Genomic DNA, 25,776 nt, shown 5'->3' on the forward strand with positions numbered 1-25,776 from the left:
GCGCGCCTCACGCCGCGTTCTGCGCGAAAGCCTGTCCTTCCTCGACGGACAGGATGCGCATGCCCGTTCGATCGAACGACGCGCCCGCCTGCTCCACCGCCGGCTCGAAGCTCAACCCCGCGAGGGTCGCGCGGGCGACGATGCCGGCCTTGCGGAACTCGCCCCTGCGCGCCAGCCCCAGCGCCGTCCGCACCTTTTCCCACACCAGCCGCATCGTCGACCGGCGCGAATAATAGGTGCGGAAGGTGTAGATCTGGTTGCGGATATAATGGTGATGATAGCCGATCCGCGCCGGATTGGTCTCGGTACGGATATCCAGCCGCCCATCGAGTTGGCGGACATGGGTGACGGCGCTGCGGCCGACGATATAGCCGGGCTGCTGGCGGGTCACCCGCACGGTGAATTCGGTATCCTCGCCCCAGATGAACATGTCGGCGATCGGCAGGCCGAAGCGATCGAGCGTGGCGCGCGGCAACAGGATCGACACGAAGGTCGCCCGCTGCACCGCGACCAGCCCCTCGCCCAGCAACGCCGGCCAATCGGCATAGGACAGAGCGTTGCGCGCGCGATCGATATCCGGCGTGTTGGTCACGATCCCCTTGGGCGAGCGCGCGACCGAGAGCAGGAAGGGCGGATCGATCGCCCGCTCGGCCAGCGACGCCCGCGCCTCGACCAGTTTCTCCAGCGCGTCGGGCTCGGGGATGACGTCGTCGTCCATCACCCACAGGAAATCAGCGCCGCTCAGATGCCCCAGCCGCATCCCGCGGTTGAAGCCGCCCGCCGCGCCGATGTTGACGGGCAGGCGATGCACCTCGACCCGGCCGGCCCAGCGATCCTCCAGCATCTCGAACGTGCCGTCGGTGCTGGCATTGTCGACCACCAGCACGCGCGTACAGGCCCGCGTCTGCGCCAGAATCGCGGCGAGACACTCCTCCAGAAGATCCTTCCGGTTGAAGGTCAGCACGACGGCGCAGATGTTTGGCATGATTCCCCCGAATCTCAGTCGGATCATCAAATGTTTCTGAAACATATCATAACATGTACGAATGTAAAGAAGGTCTGTTATGGCTACTGAATGACGAACTTGGCGACGAGCGGTTCCTTTTTGGCATGAACACACTCGATACAGTCGTGATCGGGGCGGGCGTTGTTGGCCTCGCCGTGGCGCGAACACTTGCGCGTCACGGGCAGGAAACAATCCTGTGCGATGCCGAGGCCGCGTTCGGCACCGGGACCAGCGCGCGCAACAGCGAGGTGATCCATGCCGGCATCTATTATCCGCGCGGCTCGCTGAAGGCGGCGCTGTGCACGCGGGGGCGGGCGATGCTCTATGCCTATTGCGCCGCGCACGGCGTGCCGCACCGCCGGCTCGGCAAGCTGATCTTCGCCGCCGATGCGCTCCAGATCGCGGCGCTCGATGCGATCCTCGATGCCGCGCACGCCGCCGGGGTCGATGATCTCCACCGCCTCGACGCCGCCGAGGCCCGACGCCTCGAACCCGCGCTTGCCTGCCACGAGGCTTTGCTCTCACCCTCGACCGGCATCGTCGACAGCCATGCGCTGATGACCAGCCTGCTGGGCGAGGCCGAGGATCGCGGCGCGACGCTCGCCACCCACGCCCGCGTCACCCGCCTGACGCGCCAGCCCGGCGGCTGGGGGGTGCATATCGACGACGAGGCGGCGCCCACGCTGGTCGCCCGGCAGGTGGTCAACGCCGCCGGCCTCACCGCGCACCTGCTGGCACACCAGACCGAGGGGCTGGAGGCCGGGGACATCCCGGACATCCGCTACGCGCGCGGCGTCTATTTCACTTATGCCGGCCGGGCGCCCTTCACCCGGCTGATCTATCCCGTGCCGGTGCCGGGCGGGCTCGGCACGCACCTGACGCTCGACATGGGCGGCATGGCGCGCTTCGGGCCGGACGTGGAGTGGATCGACGGGATCGATTATACCGTCGATCCCGGCCGCAAGGCGGGCTTCCTCGCCGCCGCCCGGCTGATCTGGCCCGAGATCGATCCCGATCGCCTGACCCCCGGCTATGCCGGCATCCGCCCCAAGATCGGCGGGCCGGGCAGCCCGGCGGCCGATTTCCGCGTCGACGGGCCGGAGGCGCACGGCCTGCCCGGCCTCGTCAATCTCTTCGGCATCGAATCGCCCGGACTTACTTCGTCACTTGCGATTGCCGATCTGGTCGCGGAAAAGCTCGGCTTTCCGCCGGAGATGGCCTGACATGGACATCGTGACGGACCCGCGCCGCGACCCGCCCCTGATCCCCGGCCCGGTCCTCGCCGGCCACCGGGCGGACGATCTCACCCGCCGCCTGCCCTGCGTCACCGTCGCCGTCGCCGCCTACAATGCCGCCGCGTTTCTGGAGGCGGCCGTGCGATCGGCGCTCGATCAGCGCGGCGTGCATGTCGAGGTGGTGATCGTCGACGACGTGTCGAGCGACGACACGCCCGCCATCGCCGCGCGGCTGGCGGCCGAAGACCCGCGCGTCCGGGTCGAGCGGATGGCGGCCAATGGCGGGCCGGCCGGCGCGCGCAACCGGGCGATCGAGCTGGCGCGGGGCCGCTGGCTGGCGATCCTCGACAGCGACGATCTGATGCATCCCGACCGGCTCTACGACCTGCTGACCGAGGGCGAGACGAGCGGCGCCGACCTGATCGCCGACGATCTGATGCTGTTCGACGAGGCCGGGGTCGCGCCGCCCACCCGCTTCCTCGACGCGGCGCGCGCCACCGCCCCCGGCTGGATCGACCTGCCCGCCTATCTGCGCGAGACGGTGATGTACGGGCGGCGGCCCAATCTCGGGTTCCTCAAACCCGTCATCCGCATGGATCGCCTGCGCCAGCATGGCCTTCGCTATGACGAGAGCCTGCGCATCGCCGAGGATGACGATCTGATCGTGCGGCTGCTGGCGGCGGGGGCGCGCTATCGCCTGTTGCCGCGCCTCGGCTATTTCTACCGCAAGCACGGCACGTCGATCTCGCACCGCCTTTCGCTGCGCAACGCCGAGGCAATGGTGGCGGCGGGCGAAGGGCTGGACCGGCTGCTGGCCGGCGCCTCGCCCGATGCGCGCCACGCCCTCGCCGCGCGCAACCGCGCCTTGCGCGCCACGCGCGACTTCACCCGCGCGATCGATCTGCTGAAGGAGCGCCGCCCGCTCGCCGCCATGTCGCACTGCCTGTCGCGGCCCGGCCTTTTGCCCCTGTTCCGCATGCCGATCGGGGCGAAACTGAAACGGCTGCTGCCCCGCCGGCAGGCCCGCTTGATCCCGCCCGATCCGAAAGGCGTCTGCTTCATCAGCCGCCAGCGGCTGACCGGCGCCACCAACGGCAGTTCGGCCTATCTGCTCGATCTGGCCAGAAGCGTCCGCGCGGCGGGGCTGGTGCCGCATCTCGTCCAGCCCTCCCCCACCCTGTTCGGGCGGATGCCGGTGATGCGGATGCAGCCCGAGATGGCGGTGTTCGCCTCGCACAGCATAAGGGGCGCGATCCGCATCGGCGACCGGTGGGTTGCGCGCGATCCGGCGATATGGCTGGCGGCCGCGCGTGGCATCGTCGCCCGCTTCGCCCGCCGCTTCGGCCTCAAGGGCGGCTGGACCGAGGATCGCAAGGCGCCTTATGCGGTGACGACGCCGTGGCTGCCCGCCGACCGGCTGTTCGTCGCCGAACAGGCCCGCCCCCGCGCCGCCGTCGCCATCGCCGATTACGCCTTCCAGTCCTCCGCCTTCCCCTATCTGCTGCGCCCCGGCACGCCGACGGCGATCGTGATGCACGACCTGTTCCACGCCCGCAGCGCCGGCTTCGCCGCCACCGGCACCGCCGACAGCGTGGCGCTGGTCTCGAAGGAGGAGGAGATCGCCCTGCTGGCCAGGGCGGACGCGGTGATCGCCATCCAGGCCGAGGAAGCCCGCTTCGTCGATCGCGACGTGCGCGACGGCGCCGCATTGCTGGTGCCGATGGCGGCCGAACCGGTCGTCGCCCCGCAGCCCGGCGCCGCGCGCAAACTCCTGTTCGTCGGCAGCAACACCGCCCCGAACATCCACGGCCTGCGCTGGCTGTTCGACGAGGTTTGGCCCGCCGTCCGCGCCGCCGTGCCCGATGCCACGCTCGACATCTGCGGCACCGTCGCCTGGGCCTTCCCCGAAGGCGGCCCCGCCGGCACGCGGTTCCTCGGCCTCGTCGACGATCTCGCCGCCGCTTATGCCGGGGCCGGCGTGGTGGTCTCGCCGCTGCGGCAGGGATCGGGCCTCAAGATCAAGCTGATCGAGGCGCTGGCCCACGGCAAGGCGGTGGTCGCCACCAGCGTCACCCTGCAAGGCGTGGAGGATGTGCTGGCCGGCTCCGTCGCCCACGCCGACGCGCCCGACACCTTCGCCGCCGCGATCACCGCCCTCGCCACCGACGACGCCGCCCGCACGACCCTCGCCGCACGGGGATGGGATGCGGCCCGCGCCCATTTCAGCGCGGAGACCGCGCATCGGGCGTGGCGGGACTGGCTGAAGGCGGTTAGCCCGGCGGCGTCCTGAAGCGCCACGCGCGGATGTGATCGATCTCCATCCGGGCGGGCATCACCGTCGTCGCGTCCGGGTCGCCCGGCCAATGGCCACCGATCGCAAGGTTGGCGAGCAGGTACATGGGTTTCGCCGCATCCTTGCTCGTCGGGATCGAGGCGGTCTTCCGGCCGTCGATATAATAATCGAGGGTCTCGGGCGTCCACAGCACGCCATAATCGTGGAATTGCGCCGCGGAGCCGTCCATCGCGACCTTGCGGGTGATCGCCTTTTGCAGCCTGGAATGGAGGCTCTGGAAGGCGGTGGTCGGCTTGTCGCCATGCGCCTCGATCACGTCGATCTCGGGCGGCCAGCCGCCGCCGGCGGGGAGCAGCCAGAAGGCGGGCCACACCCCCTTCCCCATCGTCCAGCGCGCGCGCATCTCGAAATAGCCATAGGCCTGCGAGAAGCTGCCGGCGGTGGTGATGAGGCCGGATGAGTAGCGCACGTCCTTCAGCGCGCTTTGCTGGATCTTGGCCGGCTGCTTGGCGAGCGCGGCCTGCACCCGGGCCTGCACCGGCGCCGGCAGCGGCCTGGCGGTGATCGTCAGGATGCCGCGCCGGATCGTGAAGGGATCGATGCCCGCGCCCAGAAACGCCTTGTCGAAATAGAGCTGCCTCTCGCGATTGCCGTAGAGGCTCCGCTTGGCGACATTCTCGCTGCGCTGGCCGGTGCCGCCGAAATTGGTCGTCCAGCGCGCCGGATCGAGCCGGGGGCTGTCGAAATTCTCGGTGAAGCTGGGCTCCAGCGCCAGCCCGGCCGGCGGATCGGCCCGCAGCGGCATCGCGCAGGCGAGCAGCGCCGTGGCGCAAAGGCCGGCGGGGGTCGCGAATCGCATGTTGGTCTCCGTCTTCCGCTCCTCGCCTCGAGAGAGCCGTGAACGACGGGTCGCGGTGCAGAGCGCTTGGACGGGCAGGCGGTTCCGCCGCCCGCAACCGAAAAGCAATTTGCAATCGATTCGCACGTGAAACGTGCCGTACGTACGACGGGCCGATAAAGAATGGCGGTTAACCGGCGTTTGTTCATTGACGGGAAATATTCCGCACTGCAATATCAGCCTTGCCTTGAGAGATGCTTAGACGACTTGCGGGCCCCGCCTTTCCAGGGGTCGAAGGAGAACGGCATATGCGCCCAGCGGTGCATCTGGCTTTGAAGCCCAGTAACGACCTCGAACTCGCCTCGGCGGGTTCCCTGCCGGCCGGGCTGCGCGCTCGCGACCTCGACGTCGGGCGTCTGCCGCGACGGCTGGCCGGTCTCACCCCCCATCTCGCGCGCCATGCCCGGATCACCACCGAGCTGGCGACGCTCACCGCCGTGCTGATGCTCGGCGGGTGGCTTTTCCCCTCGTGGTTGCAGGCGCGACCCGAGAGTTTCCTGTGGGCGACGGTGCTGTGGCTCGTCATCTACGCGGCGCTCTCCGTGGTCGGCCGGGGCGAGATTCTCGATCGCGAATCGAGCCGCATCGCCCAGCGGGTCGGCTATTGGCTGCAAGCCTCGGTCGTGCTGGTCATGCTGGCCTTCCTCGCCAAGGACAGCGTCGATCTGGCCCGCGCGTGGATCCTCGCGTCGATCGTCACCGGCGGGGTCACGATCGCGGTTTTGACGCTGCTTTCCAATCGCTTGTCGACTTCGCTGCACCGCAACGGATCGCTCGGCGACCGGCTCGCCATCTACGGCACCGACGGGCGGATCGAGCATCTGATCCACATCCTGCGCGAGAAGGCCAAGAGCTATCAGATCGACAGCGTGTTCGACGAGGAGCGCGAGGAATGTTCGGGCCATGTCGGCGGCTTCGAGATTTCGCGCGGGCTCGACCGGCTGATCGCCCGCGCCAAGGCCGGCCATGTCGACGCGATCCTGCTCAACATCCCCTGGTCCGAACAGGGCCGCATCCAGGATGTCGTGGCACGGCTGGAGGAGGTGAACGTCGACGTTCTGCTCACGCCCTCCGAATTGCAATTCGCCGGACGCGGGCTCCAGATCGCGCGCTGCGGCCCGCTCTCGACGATCGCGCTCTACCAGCGGCCGATGCAGGGCATCGGCGCGGTGCTGAAGATCGTGATGGACCGGGCGGCGGCGCTGTGCGCGCTGATCTTCTTCGCGCCGCTGATGTTCCTCGTCGCCGCCGCGATCAAGTTCGACTCGCCCGGCCCGGTGTTCTTCAAGCAGCGCCGGCGCGGCATGAACAACGTGCCGTTCGACGTGTATAAATTCCGCAGCATGCACCATGCGGCGGCCGACCAGAATGCCGACAAATTGGTGGTGCGCGGCGATGCGCGGGTCACGCGGCTTGGCGCCTTCCTGCGCGCCTCCAGCCTCGACGAACTGCCCCAGCTCATCAACATCCTGAAGGGCGAGATGTCGCTCGTCGGCCCGCGCCCGCATGCCTACGGCGCCAAGGCCGCCGATCGCCTCTACGAAGAGGTCGTCGGCCGCTATCCGGCGCGCCATCGCGTGCTGCCGGGGCTCACCGGGCTGGCGCAGGTGCGCGGTTTCCGGGGCAACACGCTGCACGAATCGGACATTACCAACCGCATCGACAGCGATCTGGAATATATCGAACGCTGGTCGCTCTCGCTGGATATCGTAATCCTCGTGCGGACGGCGATCACGCTCTTCTTCCAGAAGCAGGCCTATTGAGGCGTCCGATCCGGGGGGATCGGGCGGAATGAACGGGGTGGGCACAATCCGCCGGGCGCCGAACCGCCCGGCCGCGAGAGGAGCCACTGAATGACGATAAAGCCGCGGACCGAGCCCAGGGCACCCCGCGCCCGGCGCCTGATCGCCGGCCTCGCGATCGGCCTCGCCGGGCTCGGCATGGTCGGCAGCGCGGGCGCGGCCGATGTGCCGCCGCCCACGGCCAAGCCCACCGTGGATGCCGCGACCGCGCCCGATTACATGCTGGGCACCGGCGACAAGGTCCGCATCTCCGTCTTCGGCGAGGACCGGCTGACCGGCGAATATGTCGTGACGGGCGGCGGCAACATCAGCTTCCCGTTGATCGGCAACGTGCCCGCCAAGGGCATCTCGCTCGAGACATTGCAGGACACGATCCAGTCGCGGCTGGCGGCGGGCTATGTGCGCGATCCCAAGGTGAGCGCCGAAGTGCTCAACTATCGCCCCTTCTACATCTTCGGCGAGATCACCAAGCCCGGCGAATATCCCTATACGATCGGGCTGACGGTGCAGCAGGCGGTCGCGATGGCGGGCGGCTTCAGCTATCGCGCCAACACCGAACGGGTCTTCATCAAGCAGGCGATGGAGACGATCGAGAAGCCCGTGCGCATCAAGAAGACCGATCCCGTCGGCGTGAACCCCGGCGACACGATCCGCATCGGCGAGCGCTTCTTTTGATCGCAGGCGGCCTCCGCCGCCGCCCGCCGGGCGCCGCCCCCCGCCCTGCCCCCGCCCCGCGCGGCGCGGCCCCGCGCGATGTGGCGCGGGGCCTGGCCCCCGGCCGGCGCGGCGAGGGCCGGCGCGACGATCTGTGGTTCGACACCTTCTGGGCATTCGGCACGATCGGCTCGCTGCTGTTCGTCACCCAGCTGACCGCGCTGGTGCCGGTGATCGTCACCGGGCTGCTCGTCCTCTATTTCCTGTGGCGGCGCGATCGCGTGCCGGCGATGCTGGCGGCCTCCTCGCTGATGCTGGCGCTGGCGCTGTTCGCGGTGATGTCGCGCTTCTGGTCGATCGATCCGGGGGCGACGACCTATTATGGCATCCAGTTTCTCATCACGGTGATGGCCGGCTGCGCGATCGGCGCGGGGCTCGATCGCGAGCGGGCCTTGCGCGGCGTGTTCCTCGCCTTCGCCGCCTTCGCCGGCGCCGGGCTGGTGTTCGGCCGCTTCGTGCGCTGGGGCGGGGGTGCGGCGGGCAGCAGCGCCTTCGCCGGGCTGGCGCAGGCCAAGAATACCGCCGGCGACACGGCGGCGGTGGGCGCGCTTTTTTCGGTGGCGATGATCGTGCTGGCGTGGCGCAATCGCAACCTGCCCTACGGCCTGCTCGCCTTCTTCGTGCTGCCGCTGCAACTCTTCACCCTGGTCGTCGCGCGATCGGGCGGGGCGTTGCTGGGCGCGGCGATCGCGCTGCCGCTGTTCGTGGTGTGGGCGGGATCGATGCTGCTGCCGGCCGCCGCGCGCGTATCGGTCGCGGTGCTGTCGCTGCTGGCGGCGGCGAGCGCGGTGGCGACCAGCGGTCTGTGGCTGCGGCCGCTGCTGGATGCGGTGATGAAGGGGCTGGGCAAGGATTCGACGCTCACCGGCCGCACCTATCTGTGGGATCGCGCGACCAAGCTGATCGACGACCGGCCGTTGCTGGGGCGCGGCTTCGCGGCCTTCTGGCGGCACGGCAATCTCGATGCGGAGGGGCTGTGGCGCAAGGCCGCGATCCAGTCCCGTGCAGGCTTCAACTTCCACAACACGCCGACCGAACTGCTCGTCCATCTGGGCTATGTCGGGCTGACGCTGGCAGCGATCACGCTGGCCGTGTACGGGCTTTCGCTGCTGGTGCGGACGATGCTGCGGCCCGATCTGCCGCGCGTCTGCTGGTGCGCGCTGCTGGTCTATGAGGTCGGCCGCATGCCGTTCGAATCGCTCGGCTCCGGCCCCTTCCATTACACGACCGCGCTGATCGCGGCCTGCTTCACGCTGGGCGCGGCGGGCATGTCGGGCTTTCGCGAGCGGATGGCGGTGCGGCGCGCTTCCGTGGTGCCGAGTTGGCGGCGGCGCTATTATGGGCGGTCGGTGGTGCAGTACCCGAGCTAGGCCCCGCCACGCATCCAATCCGTTCGTGCCGGGCGAAGTCGAAGCACAAGAGGCTGGGCGCAGCGCGTGGGGCACGCCCTTCGACCATGCTCAGGGCGAACGGGGTGTCAGCTTTCGTCTGTCGCGAGCCTGGGCGATGGATCAGGTCGGCCGAAACCCAGCATCGCCCGCATCTGCGCGAAGGTCGCCCGCCCGCCCATCAGCCAGCGCGCCACAGCCGGCGCGATCGCCACCAATACCGCCAGCGCGCCGAGGCACACCGCCATCACCACCAGCGGCGCGATCAGGAACACCGCCAGATAGGCCCAGCTCTCCGCATCCAGCCCCAGCCGCTGCGCCACCAGCCACAGCGCGCCGATCACCAGCGGATGCGCGCAGAAGACGAAGAAGATCGCCGGCTCGATCCGCATGATCCGCGCCGCGCCGCCACCACGCAGCACCAGCCCGGACAGCAGCCAGTAGAGCGTTGCGCCGGCCACGCGCGACACCAGCGATATGGCGGAGAAGAGGGCGCTTTCCTCATCGCCGCCGCCCGGCAGCACGGCCCGCGTGAAGGTCGTGACCACCAGCACCGCCAGCGCCCCCGCGATCGTCGCCCACCACGCGGCCCCGGCCGGATCGGGGATCGGCAACCGCCCCAGCGCCAGCGCGCAGCCGATCGCGAAGAACAGGAGGATGGCGCTGTTGAGGATCAGCAGCCCATCCCAATCGAACACCGCATTCAGCGCCAGCGCGGCGAGCGCCACCAGCGGCGCGCGCCCGATTGCCCACACCACCAGCGGGCCGATCGCCGCGCAGACGAACACGTCGCGCAGGAAGTAGAGCGGGGTCACCGCCGGCTTGCCCGCCAGCGCCAGCAGGGCGGTCGGCCAATCCTGCAAGGCCGGCAGCGCGCCCGTGCCGTCGAGCGCGACCGACTTGGCGATGTCGATCAGGTTCCACAGCAGCAGCGGCACGAGCAGGGTCGTCGCCTTGCGGGCGATGTTCCGCCCCCAGCCCTTGCCCGATCCGGTCGAGACAGAGAGGTATCCCGAGAAGATGCTGAGCAACGGCACGCTCGACGTGCCGAGCAGGATCGCGACGAACCATGCCAAGGATCGCGGCGTCACCCCCTCCGGCGTGAATGCGCCATAGGGGGGCAGGTGGACGAAGATCAGCGCGGCGATGCACAGCACGCGGGCGATCTTGATCCGATCGGACAGAGCGCGGTCGATGGCAGGTGGCGTCATGCGCGCGTCCCCGGTGGCCCGGCGCGGTGACGCCGGGGGCGATCGAGTGGCATCCGCTCCCATCGGGACGGCCCCGCGCGATCCGCAGGCCCGCTTTTCCGCCGAAAACCGTATCCTATCGCCATCGCCGTGCCACCGCCGCGCGACAGGCCGTGCCGTCTAGAGGGCAGGCGCCGCCGCCGGCACCGCGATCCCCGGCCGCGCCCGCCGATCGCGGACGAAGCGCAGGATCGGCGCCTCGATCAGCCGATAGCCCGCCAGCCCCGCCAGCACTCCGCCGACAAGGGCCATCACGAAGATGCCGAGCGGCGGCAGGCCGATCCGTTCGCCCGCCTTGGCCACCAGCGAGATCGCCAAGGTGTGCCACAGATAGATCGAATAACTGGCATCGCCGAACAGCAAGGGCAGCGGCCGCGCCGCCAGCGGCCGGCTCCGCTCCAGCCCGAGCACGCCGACCAGCAGCAGCAAGGTCGGCACCCCGAACAGCAAGGCCCGCATCCGATCGGTATCGGCCAGCCCGACGATCACCAGCAGCGCCAGCCCCGTCGCCAGCGCGATCGGCCCCACCCAGCGCGGCCACGCCGCCTCGCGTTTCCACGCCATCGCCACCCAGCCACCGGCGACGAATTCCAGCATGATAGGGTCGGTGAGCGTGGCGCCGATGGCGTTCGTCGGATGCAGGAGCCGCCCCGCCGCAACCAGCGCGACGAACAGCCCGCTCATGGCCACCATTCTGCTGCGCTGCGACATGAGCAGGAGCAGCGCGGCGAAGGCCAGGTAAAAGGCCATTTCGTAATTGAGCGTCCAGCCGGGGATCAGCAGCGGCTGCACCCGACCGCTGGACGGCGAGACGCTGGGAATGAAGAGGTAGGAGGAGGCGATATGCCACATCCCGAGCTTCACCCGTGGGAACAGCCCGGCCAGGGCGCCCACCAGAAACACGCTCGTCGCGATCCAATAGGGTGGCGCGATACGGCGCCAGCGATCCGCCAGAAAGGCCAGCGGCCGGCTGTGCGCGCCGGTGATCGCCACCATCAGGAAGCCGGAAAGCGCGAAGAACAGGTCCACCCCCGCCTCGCCGATCAGCAGCGGATGGCCGGCGCGCGCGCTGGCATGGAAGACGACCACCGCGATCGCCGCCGCGCCACGCAGATATTGCAGCCCATAGAGGGTACGCATGTCCACAGCCTATGAAGCCCCCTCGCCCCCGGCAAGCGGATTTGCGGCGGCGCAGCATCCGTCCGTCGCAAGCCCGCCCACGGCGGCGGAAGTGCATCGCTTCCGGCAGGACATTCAGGGCCTGCGCGCGCTGGCGGTGGGACCGGTGGTGCTGTTCCACGCTTTCCCGAAGCTGCTGCCCGGCGGCTTCGTCGGCGTGGATATCTTCTTCGTCATCTCGGGCTATCTCATTACGCGCATTCTCCATCAGGAAATCGCCGACGGGCGCTTCAGCCTGACGAGCTTCTACGTCCGCCGGGTCAAGCGGCTGTTCCCCGCGCTGTACCTGATGCTGGCGACCACCCTGATCGCCGGGCTGCTGCTGCTGCCCCCCGCCGCGCTGGACGAGATGGCCAAGACGCTGGTGGCGACGATCGGCTTCGCCTCCAACCTGCAATTCTATCGTGTCTCGGGCTATTTCGATGGGGCGGCCGAACTGAAGCCGTTGCTCCACACCTGGTCGCTGGCGGTGGAGGAGCAATTCTACCTCCTCTTCCCGCTCGCCCTCGTCACGGTGGCGCGATGGGCGCCGCGCCGACTGGGTACGATCCTATGGGGCGGCGCGGCGGCATCGCTGGCGGCCTGTTTGTGGTGGATGACATGGGATCCCTCGGGCGCCTTCTACTTCCCCTTCACCCGCGCCTATGAACTGCTGGCCGGCTCGATCGCGGCGGTGGCCGCCTATCCGCGTCTGCGCGACGGGCGGGTCGGCGATGCGCTGTCGCTGGCGGGCATCGCGCTGATCGTGGGGGCGGTGCTGTTCCTGAACGAGCGCATGGCCTTCCCCGGCTGGCTCGCGCTGATCCCCTGCCTCGGCACCGCGCTGGTGCTGGTCGCGGGCGAGGCGCGGCCGGCGCTCGGCGGGCGGATGCTGAGCGCCGCGCCTTTGGTGCTGCTCGGCTCGCTCTCTTACTCGCTCTATCTGTGGCATTGGCCGGTGCTGGTGTTCGCCCGTTACCTCGCGCTGCGCCCGCTCACCCCGATCGAGGCGAGCGCCGCCGTGCTGCTCTCGATCGCGCTGGCGGCCTTGTCGTGGCGCTTCGTCGAGCGGCCGGCGCTGGCGCTCCGCCTGCCCGGCTGGCGCATCCTGACGGCGGGGGCGGCGACGATGGCGGCCGGCGTGGCGCTGGCCGGCCCGGTGGTGCTGACCGACGGCGTCGGCGCCCGCTTCGACCCCGCCGCCCGCGCGCTGCTGGCGGCGCAGCACGACATCAGCCCGCGCCGCGCCGATTGCCATTCGAGCGAGTGGGATCCCATCCCCTACGCCCGCAGCTGCGCGCTGGGCGATCCGAAGGCCGTGCCGCGCGTCGCCGTATGGGCCGACAGCTTCGGCGCGGAATATGCGGTGGCGCTGGGCGAACGGCTCGCGGCCCGGCGCGGATCGGTGCTGGAGGTGACCAATTCCGGCTGCCCACCGTCGTTGGATTTCGCCGCGCCCGATCGCGATCGCTGCGTCGCCCAGAACCGCGAACTGCTCCGCCAGATCGTCGCCGACAGACGGATCGACACCGTGATCCTGATCGCCAACTACCTCGGCTATCGCGAGGCATCGCTCACCAACGAGGCGCCGCTGGTGGCCGGTATCGGCGCCGCCACGCGGGCGCTGCGCGGGGCGGGCAAGCAGGTCGTGATCGTCGGCGTCATCCCGCGCATGCCGTTCGAAACCCCCGCCGCCCTCGGCCTCCTCCGCCAGCGCGCCGCCGACCCCGCGAGCTTCGGCCCGGCCCGCGCCGGTTTCGACGCGGCCTCGGCCAGCACCACCACCGCCCTGCGCGGGATCGCCACCCAGACCGGCGCGCGTTTCATCGATCCCGCCGCCTACCTCTGCGACGTCACCCGCTGTCACGGCTTCGACCCGCAAGCCGGCGCCCTCTACTTCGACCACGCCCACCTCAGCCTGGCCGGCGCGCGCAAGCTGATCGCCGGCGCGCCGCCCGTCGCCCGTCGCTAATGCGCACCAGATTGAGCGTCTGCCGCCGCAAGGCGCGCTACCCCTCGCGCGAAGAAGCCCTGCACGCCGCCGCAACCTTCCGGCTCCCGCTCCATCCCTATCGCTGCGACCGCTGCGGCGTGTTCCATCTCACCAGCCGGACGAAGGGCAAGTTCCTGCCGCGCGTGCCGATCTATCCATAGCGGACCAGCCTCGATAATGGTCAGGCGGAGCAGAAACTGATAGCGCGCCGGGCAATGACCAGTATCCCCCCCACCGCCACCACCGCCGCCCGCGAAATCCTGCGGCGGCTGCATGATGTGATGGCGGCGCGTACCCCGGCGCAGGCCAAGCTCAATCAGGTCGTGCAGATCATCGGCGAGGCGCTCAACAGCGAGGTCTGCTCGATCTATCTGCTGCGCGACGGCGTGCTGGAACTGTATGCCACGCGCGGGCTGAAGCAGGAGGCGGTGCACGTCACCACGCTCGCGCTGGGCGAGGGGCTGGTCGGCACGATCGCCGAGAATGTCGAGACGCTCAATCTGGACGAGGCGACCAGCCACCCCGATTTCGCCTACAAGCCCGAGACCGGCGAGGAATTGTACCACAGCTTCGCCGGCGTCCCGATCGTGCGGCGCGAGAAGGCGATCGGCGTGGTGGCCGTGCAGCATCTCGATTCGCACCGCTATGCCGAGGTCGAGATCGAGGCGCTCCAGACCGTGGCGATGGTGCTGGCCGAGCTGATCGCGGGCGCGGGCCTGGCCGACGAGGGCATCGATATCGGCCGGGGCCCCCGCCAACTCGGGCCGGAGCGGCTGACCGGCCTCAAGCTGGTCGAGGGCATGGGGCGCGGCGTCGCGGTGTTCCACCAGCCGCGCGTCCATGTCGAGCATACCGTGGCCGAAGATACCGAGGCCGAGCGCGCGCGGGTCTATTCCGCGTTCAACAAGATGCGCGACCAGATCGACCGGATGATGAGCCAGGCCGAATTCGGCGCCGGCCCCGGCGAGCATCAGGACATCTTGGAAACCTACAAGATGTTCGCCTACGACGAGGGATGGCGCAACCGCATCAACCAGGCGATCGACAGCGGCCTGACCGCCGAGGCGGCGATCGAGCGGGTCCAGCAGCGCACCCGGATGCGGATGCGCGAGATCGACGATCCGCTTCTGGCGGACCGGATGCACGATCTGGAGGATCTCTCCAACCGACTGATCCGCATCGTTTCCGGCCAGCTGGGCACGGCGGCGCAGATGGGGTTGCGCGAGGATTCGATCCTGATCGCGCGCAATCTGGGGCCGGCCGAGCTGCTCGAATATGATCGGCGGCGGCTGAAGGGCGTGGTCCTTCAGGAAGGGTCGCTGACGGCGCACGTCACGATCGTCGCCCGCGCCATGGGCATTCCCGTGATCGGCCGCGTGCGCGACGCGCGCACCGCCATCGCCGAGGGGGATATGTTGCTGGTCGATGGCGGTGCCGCCACCGTCCACGCGCGGCCGACCGAGGCGATCGAGGAGAGCTTCGTCTCGCGGCTGATGCTGACCCAGCGCCGCCGCGCGGAATTCACCGCGATGCGCGACCTGCCGTCGGTGACGCGCGACGGCATAAGGGTGGCGCTGCTCATCAACGCCGGGCTGCGCGACGATGTTGCCGCGCTCGACGTGACGGGGGCGGACGGCATCGGCCTGTTCCGCACCGAATTCCAGTTTCTCGTCTCCTCCACCCTCCCCCAGCGCGAGCGCCAGCAACGGCTGTACCGCGACGTGATGGAGCAGGCGGGCGATCGGCCGGTGGTGTTCCGCACGGTCGACATCGGCGGCGACAAGGCGCTGCCCTATCTGAAGGATCAGGACCAGATCGACGAGGAGAATCCCGCGCTCGGCTGGCGCGCGATCCGCCTGTCGCTGGAACGCGACGGGCTGATGAAGGCGCAGGCCGCCGCGCTGCTGGAGGCCGCCGCCAACCGCACGCTGTATGTGATGTTCCCGATGGTTTCCGAACCGTGGGAATTCGCCCAGGCGCGCGAATTGTTCGAGGTGCAGCGCCAGCGCATCGCCGGGCGCGGGCGCAGCGGGCCGCTCGCGGTGCGCTACGGCACGATGCTGGAGGTGCCGGCGCTGGCCGAGCAGCTCGACATATTGCTGCCGATGATCGATTTCCTGTCGATCGGCACCAACGACCTGACCCAGTTCCTGTTCGCCGCCGATCGCGCCCACCCCAAGCTGGCCGAACGGTTCGACTGGCTGAGCCCGTCGATCCTGCGCTTCCTGTCGCGCGTCGTCACCACCACGCGCGCCGCCGACAAGCCGGTGGCGGTGTGCGGGGAGATGGGCGGGCGGACGCTGGAGGCGATGGCGCTGCTGGGCCTGGGCGTCGAGCGGCTGTCGATCACCCCGGCGGCGGTCGGCGCGGTCAAGGCGATGATCCGTTCGGTCGATCTCGCCGCGCTCCGGCCACGGCTGGCCGAATGGCTGGTGACGCCGCCGCCGGAAGGGTTTCGGGCGGCACTGACGCAATGGGCGCAGGAGAATGAGGTCGCGATCCTGTAAATCGTGACTTATCCGTAATGGTTGGGATTTGACAGGACGCGCGCACTGTGGCCTGTCAGGCCCTCATCCCTGGGGGCAGGGCATAACGCTGATGAATGACGCAGTGGCACAAAGCGAAGACACGGGCGTCCGGCACGTCGGTGAGACTTTGCGCGCCACGCGCGAGCAGCAGCTGCTGACGATCGAGGCCATCGCCGAGCGCACCCGCATCCCGATCCGCCACCTTCTGGCGATCGAGGCGGGGGATTATGCCGCGATGCCGGCGGTGCCCTATGCGGCCGGTTTCGTGAAGGGCTATGCGCAGGCGCTGGGGCTGGATGGCCCGCTCTATTCGCGCCTCTATCGCGACGAATTGAACGCCACCTCGCGCGAGCAGCATTATACCCCCGCCCCCTACGAGCCCGCCGATCCGGCGCGCGTGCCCTCCAAGATGATCGCCATCGTCGGCGTGCTGCTCGCGGTGGTGGCGGTGCTGGGCTATCTGCTGTGGCGCGGCGCGCCCAGCCATGACGCGGTGATGCAGGCCGCCGCCGGCACCGACCAGCCCGCCGCGACGGAAACGGCCCTGCCCGCTTCGGTCGCGCCCACGCCCCCGCCGCCGCCCGCTCCGACCTTGACGGGCCCGGTCGTACTGGAAGCGACCGGCCCGGTGTGGATGCAGGTGTCCGATCGCGCGGGGGCGGGCAGCAGCCTGTTCACCGGCGTGCTGAACGCCGGTCGCCGCTTCGAGATACCCGAGACGGTGGCCGATCCGATCATCAAGACCGGCCGGCCCGAGGCGCTCAAGGTGACCGTCGGCGATACCGTCATCACCCAGATCGGGCCGAACGACACGCTGGTGAAGGATTTCAGCCTGAAGCGCGAGGCGCTGTCGGCGTACACGACCGCCCACCCCAATGGCCCGCCGCCGCCCCCGCCCCCCGCGCCGGTTTCGCCCACGCCGGCGCCTGGCAGCCCCGCACCCGCCGCGCCGCCGCAATAAACCGCTGGGCCGGGCAATTTCAGGCCCGGGCATCTTAAGGCTGACGACAGGTTGCGCGGCTGATAGAGCGGCACCGACCCCTACGACGACGAGGAACCGCCCCATCATGCGTCTGGCGCTGCCGATCGCCCTTCTCCTGACCACCGCCATCGCCGCCCCGGCGATCGCGCAGAGCGCCGCCCAGCCGATCGACCGGCGGGTGGGCCAGCTCGAAAAGGAAATGCGCGCGGTGCAGCGCAAGGTGTTTCCGGGCGGCGCGGGCATGACCGTCGAGCCCGAGATCCAGCCGAATACCGCGCCCGCCGCCATCGCCGGCACGCCCGCCGGCAGCCAGATCAACGACCTCACCGCGCGGGTCGACACGCTCGAACGCGAACTGGCGCGGATGACCGGCCAGATGGAGCAGAACAGCTTCAAGGTTCGCCAGCTGGAAGAGGCGATGAAGAATTTCCAGGCCAATGCCGATGGCCGGCTGAAGGCGCTGGAGGGCCCGCCGCCCGAGCCCTCGCCGTTCGGCGCGCCGACGCCGGCGCCCGGCAAGCCCGACGCCACCGGCACGCTGCGCCCGCCGCGCCCCGCGACCGGCGCGCCCGCGACGGTGCCCGCCAAGCCCGCGCCCGTCGCCGCCGCGCCCGCGCCGAAGGAGGAAGCCCCCAAGGTCGCCTCGACCGGCGATCCGGGCGAGGATGCCTATATGGCCGGCTACAAATTGTGGACCGAGAAGAAATATCCCGAGGCCGCGACCGCGCTGAAGGCGATGGCCGCCAAATATCCCAAGCACAAGCGCGCCAGCTATGCGCAGAATCTGCTCGGCCGCAGCTATCTGGACGACGGCAAGCCGGCCGCCGCCGCCGAAGCCTTCTACGCCAATTACCAGACCAACCCGCGCGGCGAACGCGCGCCGGACAGCCTGTTCTTCCTCGGCCAGTCGCTCCAGCAGCTCAAGAAGTCGGCCGAAGCCTGCAAGGTGTATGACGAATTGCAGGACGTGTATGGCACTACCATGGGCGACGCCCTCAAGGCCCGCGCCGCCAAGGCCCGGGTCGATGCGAAGTGCAGCTGATCGGATGATCCCCCCGCCCGACGACCGGCTCGTCGCGCGATTTCGGGGGGATTTTCAAAGCGTCCGTCGCCCCACCCTCACCCGTCACCCCAGCGAAAGCTGGGGTCTGTCTCCACCGGGCGAGCGGGTAGGGGCGGGAGATCCCAGCTTTCGCTGGGATGACGACGGTGGGGAATGGGATGACGGACGAAAGCTCGCCCTCGCCGTCTCCGGCGGGCCCGACAGCCTCGCCCTCCTCCTCCTCGCCGCGCACGCCTTTCCCGGTCGGGTGATCGCCGCGACCGTCGATCATGGCCTGCGCGCCGAGGCGGCAACCGAAGCCACCGCCGTCGCCGCGATCTGCGCCGGCCTCGCCGTGCCGCACATCACCCTCTCCGTCACGGTCGCGCCCGGCGCCAGCGTGCAGGCGGCCGCCCGACGCGCGCGCTATGCCGCGCTCGAGGGTTGGGCGGTCGCGGCGGGCGCCACCGTGCTCCTCACAGCCCACCATCTCGACGATCAGGCGGAGACCATCCTGATGCGGGTCGCGCGGGGCGCCGGGATCGCGGGGCTGGCCGGCATCCGCCCGGTGCGCCCGCTCGGCCGCATCATCCTCGCCCGCCCGCTCCTCGGCTGGACCAAGGCCGATCTCGTCGCGATCGCCGCCGCCGCCGGCCTTGCCTCGGCCGACGACCCCTCCAACCGCGACCCGCGCTTCGATCGCGCCCGCGCCCGCCAGCTCATCGCCGCGACACCGTGGCTCGCCCCCGCCCGTCTCGCCGCGCTGGCCCCTCGCTCGGTCGAGATCGAGGAAGCGCTCGCCTACGCCGCCCAAGCCGCCGAGGTGCGAATCACGTGCGACAATGATGGCGCGATCCGGCTCGACCCCACCGGCCTGCCGCGCGAAATCACGCGCCGCCTGCTCCTCGCCGCGATCGCTCTTGCGGACCCGGAAAGCAGCCCACCGCGCGGCCCCGCGCTCGATCGCCTGCTAAATGCGCTCGTTCAAAGCAAAATCGCTACCCTCGGCCGGCTTCGTTTCGCGCCCGGCCCGCCGTGGCGGATCAGCCGCGTTCCCCCGCATCGATCAAACTGATCGCATCCCTTCCATTGCCATTAACCGGGCGATGCCTATCTTGGGATTTCCACCAAAAGGGCGCGACATGAACGACGACAAGGAGCCGCAGGGCACCAACCCCTGGATGAAGAGCCTGGCCATCTGGCTCGGCATCTTCCTGGCGCTCGTGGTGTTCGTGACGATGTTCGAGGGAAGCTCCCGCTCGTCGCAGGCGGAGGGGATCGCATATTCCGATTTCCTCAACCGCGTGGAAGAGGGCGGGATCAAGGAAGCCGATATCGGCAACGGCGTCATCACCGGCACGCTGACCAACGGCACCACCTATCGCACCACCGCGCCCGCCAACACCGCCTTCGTCGAGCAGAAGCTCAACGAGAACAAGGCGATCACGGTGCGCTTCAAGGCGGAGGAGCAGCCCAGCATCTGGATGTACCTGCTCTACCAGTCGCTGCCGTTCCTGTTCATCCTCGGCATCGGCTTCTTCGTGATGCGGCAGATGCAGAAGAACGCCGGCTCCGGCGCGATGGGCTTCGGCAAGAGCCGCGCGCGGATGCTGACGCAAAAGGAAGGCCGCGTCACGTTCGACGACGTGGCCGGCATCGACGAGGCGCGCGAGGAATTGCAGGAGATCGTCGATTTCCTGAAAGACCCGACCCGCTTCGCCCGCCTCGGCGGCAAGATCCCGAAGGGTGCGCTGCTGGTCGGTTCGCCCGGCACCGGCAAGACGCTGCTCGCCCGCGCCATCGCGGGTGAGGCCAACGTGCCCTTCTTCACGATTTCCGGTTCGGACTTCGTCGAGATGTTCGTCGGCGTGGGTGCCAGCCGCGTGCGCGACATGTTCGAGCAGGCCAAGAAGAACGCGCCCTGCATCGTCTTCATCGACGAGATCGACGCGGTCGGCCGCCATCGCGGCGCCGGCCTCGGCAACGGCAATGACGAGCGCGAGCAGACGCTCAACCAGCTGCTCGTCGAGATGGACGGGTTCGAGGCGAACGAGGGCATCATCATCGTCGCGGCGACCAACCGCCCCGACGTGCTCGATCCCGCGCTGCTGCGCCCCGGCCGGTTCGATCGCCAGGTCGTCGTGCCGCGCCCGGATATCGACGGCCGCCTCAAGATCCTCGAAGTCCACATGAAGAAGGTGCCGCTGGCGCCCGACGTCATCACCCGTACCCTGGCGCGCGGCACCCCCGGTTTCTCGGGCGCCGATCTCGCCAACCTCGTCAATGAAGCCGCGCTGCTGGCCGCTCGCAAGGGCAAGCGCCTCGTCGCCATGCGCGAGTTCGAGGAGGCCAAGGACAAGGTGATGATGGGCGCCGAGCGCAAGTCCATGGTGATGACCGAGGACGAGAAGCGCTCGACCGCCTATCACGAGGCCGGCCATGCGCTCGTCTCGCTCCACGTCCCCGGCTGCGATCCGCTCCACAAGGTGACCATCATCCCGCGCGGCCGTGCGCTGGGCGTGACCTGGAACCTGCCCGAGCGCGACCGTTATTCGATGAGCATGAAGCAGATGAAGGCGCGGCTGGCGCTCTGCTTCGGCGGCCGTATCGCCGAACAGCTCATCTACGGCGCGGACGAGCTGAACACCGGCGCCTCCAACGACATCCAGCAGGCCACCGACATGGCCCGTTCGATGGTGATGGAATATGGCATGTCCGAAAAGCTCGGCTGGTTGCGCTATCGCGACAATCAGGACGAGGTGTTCCTTGGCCATTCGGTCTCGCGCAATCAGCATATGAGCGAGGAGACCGCCCGGCTGATCGACAGCGAAGTTCGCCGTCTGGTCGAGGAAGGCGAGACCACCGCGCGCAAGGTGCTGACCGACCATCTCGACGAACTCCACCGCCTGGCCGGCGCCCTGCTCGAATTCGAGACGCTGACCGGCGAGGAATCGAAGAAGGCGATCGCGGGCCAAGACATCGGCCGCGACGACGGCGCCGCGCGCGGCTCCACCCCGGTGACGGCGGCGGGCTCCTCCATCCCCAAGAGCAAGCGCCCCGGCGCCGGCGGCTGGGGGGATGCGGCGCCGCAGGGTGCGTGAGGGTTTGGTAAGTTAGGTTTGGGTTGAGGAGAGGCCGCTTCCTGTGAGGGAAGCGGCCTTTTCCGTTCCGCCGTCATTGCGAGCGCAGCGAAGCAATCCAGTTGGACGGTAGCGCCCGCTCGAAAAGCTGGATTGCTTCGCTGCGCTCGCAACGACGATTGGGGCTATTGCGCCGCCGCGCGTTCCTGATTGAGACGGAACAGGCGGGCGAGGATTTCGTCGTCGGTCAGCGTGCCGGCGTGGAAATCTTCGCCCCAGCCATAGGCATCGGCCACCGCCTGATCGAGCGCGGCATGGGCATTGGCCAGCCATTGGGGGCGGGCGTTGTAGAGGTTGGTCAAGGTGCGCGTCTTGAGAACCTTCGCCGCCTCGTCATCCTTCGGCAGGATGCGATCGGGATACCCCGCCACCACCTCCGGGACGCGCATCACCAGATCGGACGGGTTCAGCCAATGCTCCCGCAGCTCATTCAACCGCGCGGCGGCGATGGCGATGGCCTGCGCGCGGGGATCGTCTGCATAATCGGCGGCGGGGATGTTGGGGGTGAGGCCTGTCGGGAAGGGGAAGGTCGCATAGACACTGGTATGGGTGTACCGTGGGCGATCTTGGAGATCCGAACCTTTCCTGAGCGCCCAGAGGGCGTGGAAACGGCTGTGGAGGATCCCGAACGTTGTGTCATCGTTTCGCGGTATGACGATCAAGTTCTTGTCAGGCAAAACGGGCAATGACAGCCATACAAACAAGCGATGCAGCGCGGTTTCAGGAGTCACGATGTACCGATCCACCGCAGCAATGCGTGAACGCATCATTGGTCGAGGCCACTCCTGCTCCCACCAATTCGGCCCAGCTCGCTCCCCCAATTCATCTCGAAGCTGCCTAATCAACTTGCCATCGCGATCCGGTGTATTTTGAATATGCTCAAAGGGCTTAGCGAACAAAGAAGCGTTGGCTTCCGAAAGCCCGCTGGGAAGCGTAATTAGCCAAAAATCTCGGGGCCTAGATGTTACGTCGTCGCCGTTCCAATAAGGATTAAGCACATCCTTATTTGGACGCCCATTTGGATTCAGAGGCTCTCCCAGCCAAGAGCGCGCTATCTTCCCGCTAATGTCGAACGGTCCGCTTTTTTGAATGCCTAGGTAAGCACCGCCGATGTTCTGCGGTTGGTTGACCGCAAGGGTCAAATTTAAGCCCGCCGATAGATCAGGGTTTATGGACTCAACCTCCAAACCATTTAAGATTTCCGGACCCGATTTATGGCCAAAACATATCAACGAGACGTCGATCGCAGCACCATCAACAGTCCATTTTTCCTCGCTCCACGCCTCAAATATTCTTGTGGTCTCCACAATCCTTCGAAGTACCGGAAGATTAGTATTCTTCCGAATCGAATTGGTCGCAACGAACCCTGCACGTGATGAATGGCCAAGCTCAATCTGGCGCCGAGCATTTTCAAACCAGTAACAAACGAGATCGGTAAATCCGGGCAAGCGCCCTTTGAACAAATCACGGATGGCCTTCGTCTCAGCATGGCCGAGTTTGCGAAACATCAGCTTCGCTCCAAGAAAAGGTGGATTTCCGATTATCACATCGGCCGCTGGCCACTCGGTCGCGCTACCATCAGCGTTAGCGATGGCATCCCGTTGCTGTATCGTATCGAGCGGCCGCAGGATCGGGTTGCGCGCGGCATCGAAGCCGTTGCGGCGCATCCACTGGATTTCGCCGATCCACACCGACACGCGCGCCAGTTCGGCCGCATAGGGGTTCAGCTCGATCCCCAGCACGCACTCCGGCCCGACGCGGGGGAAGCCGCGCGGCAGGCCGAGCGCCTCGGCATCGAGGTTGGCGCGATGCTCGATATCCTTCAGCGCCCGCAGCGCGATATAGAGAAAGTTGCCCGATCCGCAGGCCGGATCGAGCACGCGGAACGCCGCCAGCCGCGCGATGAACGCCTCGTGGATCGCCGTCGCCGCCGCCGTGGCGCGGGTGCGGCGCGCCAGTTCGGCGCCGCGCAGCAGCTTATCCTTGGTGGTGCGCGGGGCGCTTTCGATCAGGCGGGTCATCTCCGCCAGCGCCGCCGCCCATTCCGCCTCCAGCGGATCGATGATGACCGGCTTCACGATCATCATGATCTTGGCACGATCGGTGTAATGCGCGCCGAGTTGGCTGCGCTTGGCCGGATCGAGCCCGCGTTCGAACAGCGTGCCCAGAATCGACGGATCGATCGCCGACCAGTCGCGCCGGGCTGCGTTCAGCAGATCATCGATATCCTCGATGCTGACGGGCAGGACATGATCGTCCTCGAACAGGCCGCCGTTGAACCAGTCGATCGCGGTGAAGCCCACCTTGCCGCCACGATGCGCCATCGCGCCGAACAGCGTGCCGGCATTTTCGATGAAGGCCTGCGGATCGCGGCGGCTTATCTCCAGCATCTTCGTGAACAGATTGTCGGGCAGCAGGCCGACATCCTCGGCGAACATGCAAAAGACCAGCCGGTTGACGAAATGCGCCACCTGATGCGGTTCGTGGCCCCGATCGCGCAGCCGCTGAGCGAGGCCGGCGAACTCGCGCGCGGTTTCCTCGGTCAGTGCCTGGCGCGTCTTGGCCGGCTTGAACGCCTCCGGGTCGGTGAAGACGCGCTTGAGCCGTTCGCGCACGTCTCCGTCGATCAGGTCGTCCAGCGTGAAATCGTGCACCTCCTGCACCGTATTGGTCCAGTTGGTGTGGATGCGGATGCGATCCATATCCGACACGATAAGCAGCGGCGGATTTTCCAGCGCGACGCTATATTGCAGCAGTTGCGCGAAGGCGGTGTCGAGATTCTTGCGGGGCCCCTTATATTCCCAGGCGAAGCATCCGCGCCGCCATACATCCGCCCAGCCCTCACCCCCGCCGGTCTTGGTGGCGCCCTTCTCAAAGGTGAACCATTCCCCGAGCGGATCGGCCGCGATCGGATCGAGCACGCCGAGCAGGGCGCACAGATCGTTGAAATGGCTCTGCGAAGCCGTTCGCTCCTTCAGTTCGACGTGGCGCCATTTCCGGAGAAAATCATGCGGAGTCATGCAAAGCCTTGAACGTGCTGCGCCGGATGCGCCCGGCGGCACCCTTGATAGCGGTTCGCGATCATCCGACAATCGCGACAGGTGCGTATCCTATCGTTGCCGACACCGAAGCGCCTGCTACCTTCGCACCCGCAGCAATGATTCGGCGGAGGCTGGATGGCGGCGACGACGCAGCATTATCGTGCGCTGGATGCGATGCGCGGGGTGGCCGCCATCGCGGTGCTGCTGTTCCACCTCAGCTGGTTCGTCGGCTACACCTCGTCGGGCGCGCTGGCGGTCGATTTCTTCTTCATGCTGTCGGGCTTCGTGATCGCCCACGCCTATGATGCGCGGCTGGGCGCGGGGGGCATGGGGTTCGGGGATTTCCTGCTCAAGCGGCTGATCCGCCTCTATCCGCTCTATCTCGTCGGGCTGGCGCTGGCGGTGGCGGCGCAGCTGGCGCTGGTCGCGGCCGGGCATCTGGAGATGAGCGTCGCCGACACCGCCGAATCCGCGATGCTGGAGGCGGCGTGGCTGCCCTCCCCGTTCGACGGATCGCTCGCCCGCATCTTTCCGCTGAACGGCCCGGCCTGGTCGCTGTTCTTCGAGATCGTCGCCAACCTGCTGTTCGCCGCCTTCCACCGCCGGCTCACGAGCCCCGTGCTGGCGGCCATCGCCGCGCTGAGCGGGCTGGTGATCGCGCGCGGGGTGATGCGCCATTTCAGCATCAACATCGGCTGGTCTTGGGACACGATCGGCATCGGCTTCGCGCGGGTGTTCTTCGCCTTTCCGCTGGGCGTGCTGCTCCACCGCCACCGCGCCCGCCTGCCGCGCCTGCCCGCGATCGGTGCCTGGCCGCTGCTGGCGCTGCTCGCGGCGATGCTGCTCTGCCCCGAACATCGCCTGACCGATCTGGTCTTCCTGTTCGTCGCCTGCCCCCTGCTGGTGATCGCCGGCGCGCAGGCCGGCACCCCCGACCGCCCGGCGTCCTCGCCGCAACTCTTCGCGGGCCTCGCGCTGATCTCCTATCCCCTCTACGTCCTCCACGCCCCCGCGATCCTGCCGCTGCGCCACCTGCTCGACGATGTCGGCTGGCGCGCGGCGGCGCTGCCGGTGGCGCTGGTGTATGCGACGGCGATCACCCTCGTCGCGATCCCGGTGGGGCGGTGGGACGAAAGGGTGCGGGCGCGGATTACGGCGGCGGTGCGGGCGCGGGCGGGGTTGGCCTGATCGGGCGTCCTGCGACCACGATTACCGCAACCCCGGTCAGCCGCCGTCAACCATTGCTGTCCTACAGCGGCGAAACCATATAATCTGCGCCGATCACGGTATCCGGAGAGTCTCGCGT

Annotated in this window: 18 protein-coding genes; 13 read left to right on the forward strand and 5 right to left on the reverse strand. The window is 68.3% G+C overall.

Going from position 1 to position 25,776, the window contains the following annotated elements; genetic code table 11:
* Nucleotides 1–7 precede the first annotated feature (7 nt).
* Nucleotides 8–985, reverse strand: coding sequence for a glycosyltransferase family 2 protein (locus PQ455_RS09535; protein ID WP_273685842.1), 978 nt, complete (start codon nt 983–985; stop codon nt 8–10).
* A 125-nt stretch (nt 986–1,110) separates the two neighbouring features.
* Between PQ455_RS09535 and PQ455_RS09540 the strand changes: the two genes are divergently transcribed.
* Both PQ455_RS09540 and PQ455_RS09545 read left to right on the forward strand, forming a co-directional pair.
* Nucleotides 1,111–2,229: an NAD(P)/FAD-dependent oxidoreductase gene (locus PQ455_RS09540; RefSeq protein ID WP_273685843.1), complete on the forward strand. Its 1,119-nt coding sequence runs from the start codon at nt 1,111–1,113 to the stop codon at nt 2,227–2,229.
* Nucleotide 2,230: 1 nt separating this feature from the next.
* A complete protein-coding gene (locus PQ455_RS09545; RefSeq protein ID WP_273685844.1) occupies nt 2,231–4,531 on the forward strand; it encodes a glycosyltransferase in 2,301 nt (766 codons plus the stop codon).
* Here the strand turns inward: PQ455_RS09545 and PQ455_RS09550 are convergent.
* Complete coding sequence (locus PQ455_RS09550) at nt 4,512–5,393, reverse strand: glycoside hydrolase family 16 protein (protein WP_273685845.1); 882 nt, start codon at nt 5,391–5,393, stop codon at nt 4,512–4,514. The genes PQ455_RS09545 and PQ455_RS09550 overlap by 20 nt on opposite strands.
* Nucleotides 5,394–5,680: 287 nt before the next feature.
* On the opposite strand from PQ455_RS09550, the gene PQ455_RS09555 reads away from it, so the two are divergent.
* The 3 genes from PQ455_RS09555 (at nt 5,681) to PQ455_RS09565 (ending at nt 9,318) form a co-directional block, all read left to right on the forward strand.
* Entirely contained in the window at nt 5,681–7,195 is a 1,515-nt protein-coding gene (locus PQ455_RS09555) for an exopolysaccharide biosynthesis polyprenyl glycosylphosphotransferase (protein WP_273685846.1), read from the forward strand.
* Between the two features lie 90 nt (nt 7,196–7,285).
* Nucleotides 7,286–7,909 carry a polysaccharide biosynthesis/export family protein gene (locus PQ455_RS09560; RefSeq protein WP_273685847.1) on the forward strand — a complete coding sequence of 208 codons (624 nt, stop codon included), beginning with the start codon at nt 7,286–7,288 and terminating at the stop codon, nt 7,907–7,909.
* Nucleotides 7,906–9,318: an O-antigen ligase family protein gene (locus PQ455_RS09565; RefSeq protein WP_273685848.1), complete on the forward strand. Its 1,413-nt coding sequence runs from the start codon at nt 7,906–7,908 to the stop codon at nt 9,316–9,318. The genes PQ455_RS09560 and PQ455_RS09565 overlap by 4 nt, the downstream gene beginning before the upstream one ends.
* Nucleotides 9,319–9,425: 107 nt before the next feature.
* Here PQ455_RS09565 and PQ455_RS09570 read toward each other — a convergent pair whose 3' ends face one another.
* Together PQ455_RS09570 and PQ455_RS09575 are read right to left on the reverse strand one after the other, a co-directional pair.
* Nucleotides 9,426–10,547: an acyltransferase family protein gene (locus PQ455_RS09570; RefSeq protein ID WP_273685849.1), complete on the reverse strand. Its 1,122-nt coding sequence runs from the start codon at nt 10,545–10,547 to the stop codon at nt 9,426–9,428.
* Nucleotides 10,548–10,706: 159 nt separating this feature from the next.
* Complete coding sequence (locus tag PQ455_RS09575) at nt 10,707–11,726, reverse strand: acyltransferase family protein (RefSeq protein ID WP_273685850.1); 1,020 nt, start codon at nt 11,724–11,726, stop codon at nt 10,707–10,709.
* Between PQ455_RS09575 and PQ455_RS09580 the strand changes: the two genes are divergently transcribed.
* The 7 genes from PQ455_RS09580 (at nt 11,725) to ftsH (ending at nt 21,390) form a co-directional block, all read left to right on the forward strand.
* Nucleotides 11,725–13,716 carry an acyltransferase family protein gene (locus PQ455_RS09580; RefSeq protein WP_273685851.1) on the forward strand — a complete coding sequence of 664 codons (1,992 nt, stop codon included), beginning with the start codon at nt 11,725–11,727 and terminating at the stop codon, nt 13,714–13,716. The two genes, PQ455_RS09575 and PQ455_RS09580, sit on opposite strands and share 2 nt — an antisense overlap.
* Before the next feature lie 11 nt (nt 13,717–13,727).
* Complete coding sequence (locus tag PQ455_RS09585; RefSeq protein WP_337958504.1) at nt 13,728–13,898, forward strand: hypothetical protein; 171 nt, start codon at nt 13,728–13,730, stop codon at nt 13,896–13,898.
* A 54-nt stretch (nt 13,899–13,952) separates the two neighbouring features.
* Nucleotides 13,953–16,244, forward strand: a complete 2,292-nt coding sequence (gene ptsP / locus PQ455_RS09590; RefSeq protein WP_273685853.1) for a phosphoenolpyruvate--protein phosphotransferase — start codon at nt 13,953–13,955, stop codon at nt 16,242–16,244.
* Between the two features lie 103 nt (nt 16,245–16,347).
* Nucleotides 16,348–17,226, forward strand: a complete 879-nt coding sequence (locus PQ455_RS09595; RefSeq protein WP_273685854.1) for a helix-turn-helix domain-containing protein — start codon at nt 16,348–16,350, stop codon at nt 17,224–17,226.
* 106 nt (nt 17,227–17,332) lie between these two features.
* Entirely contained in the window at nt 17,333–18,289 is a 957-nt protein-coding gene (locus PQ455_RS09600) for a YbgF trimerization domain-containing protein (protein WP_273685855.1), read from the forward strand.
* Nucleotides 18,290–18,293: 4 nt separating this feature from the next.
* Entirely contained in the window at nt 18,294–19,364 is a 1,071-nt protein-coding gene (gene tilS / locus PQ455_RS09605; RefSeq protein ID WP_273685856.1) for a tRNA lysidine(34) synthetase TilS, read from the forward strand.
* Between the two features lie 67 nt (nt 19,365–19,431).
* Nucleotides 19,432–21,390 carry an ATP-dependent zinc metalloprotease FtsH gene (ftsH, locus tag PQ455_RS09610; RefSeq protein WP_273685857.1) on the forward strand — a complete coding sequence of 653 codons (1,959 nt, stop codon included), beginning with the start codon at nt 19,432–19,434 and terminating at the stop codon, nt 21,388–21,390.
* Nucleotides 21,391–21,554: 164 nt separating this feature from the next.
* Here the strand turns inward: ftsH and PQ455_RS09615 are convergent, their stop codons facing one another.
* Nucleotides 21,555–24,449, reverse strand: coding sequence for a class I SAM-dependent DNA methyltransferase (locus tag PQ455_RS09615; RefSeq protein WP_273685858.1), 2,895 nt, complete (start codon nt 24,447–24,449; stop codon nt 21,555–21,557).
* Nucleotides 24,450–24,605: 156 nt separating this feature from the next.
* On the opposite strand from PQ455_RS09615, the gene PQ455_RS09620 reads away from it, so the two are divergent.
* Entirely contained in the window at nt 24,606–25,658 is a 1,053-nt protein-coding gene (locus PQ455_RS09620) for an acyltransferase family protein (RefSeq protein WP_273685859.1), read from the forward strand.
* The last annotated feature ends 118 nt before the right edge of the window (nt 25,659–25,776 follow it).

Origin of the sequence: Sphingomonas naphthae (assembly GCF_028607085.1) — a bacterium.
GTDB classification, from domain to species: Bacteria; Pseudomonadota; Alphaproteobacteria; order Sphingomonadales; family Sphingomonadaceae; genus Sphingomonas_Q; species Sphingomonas_Q naphthae.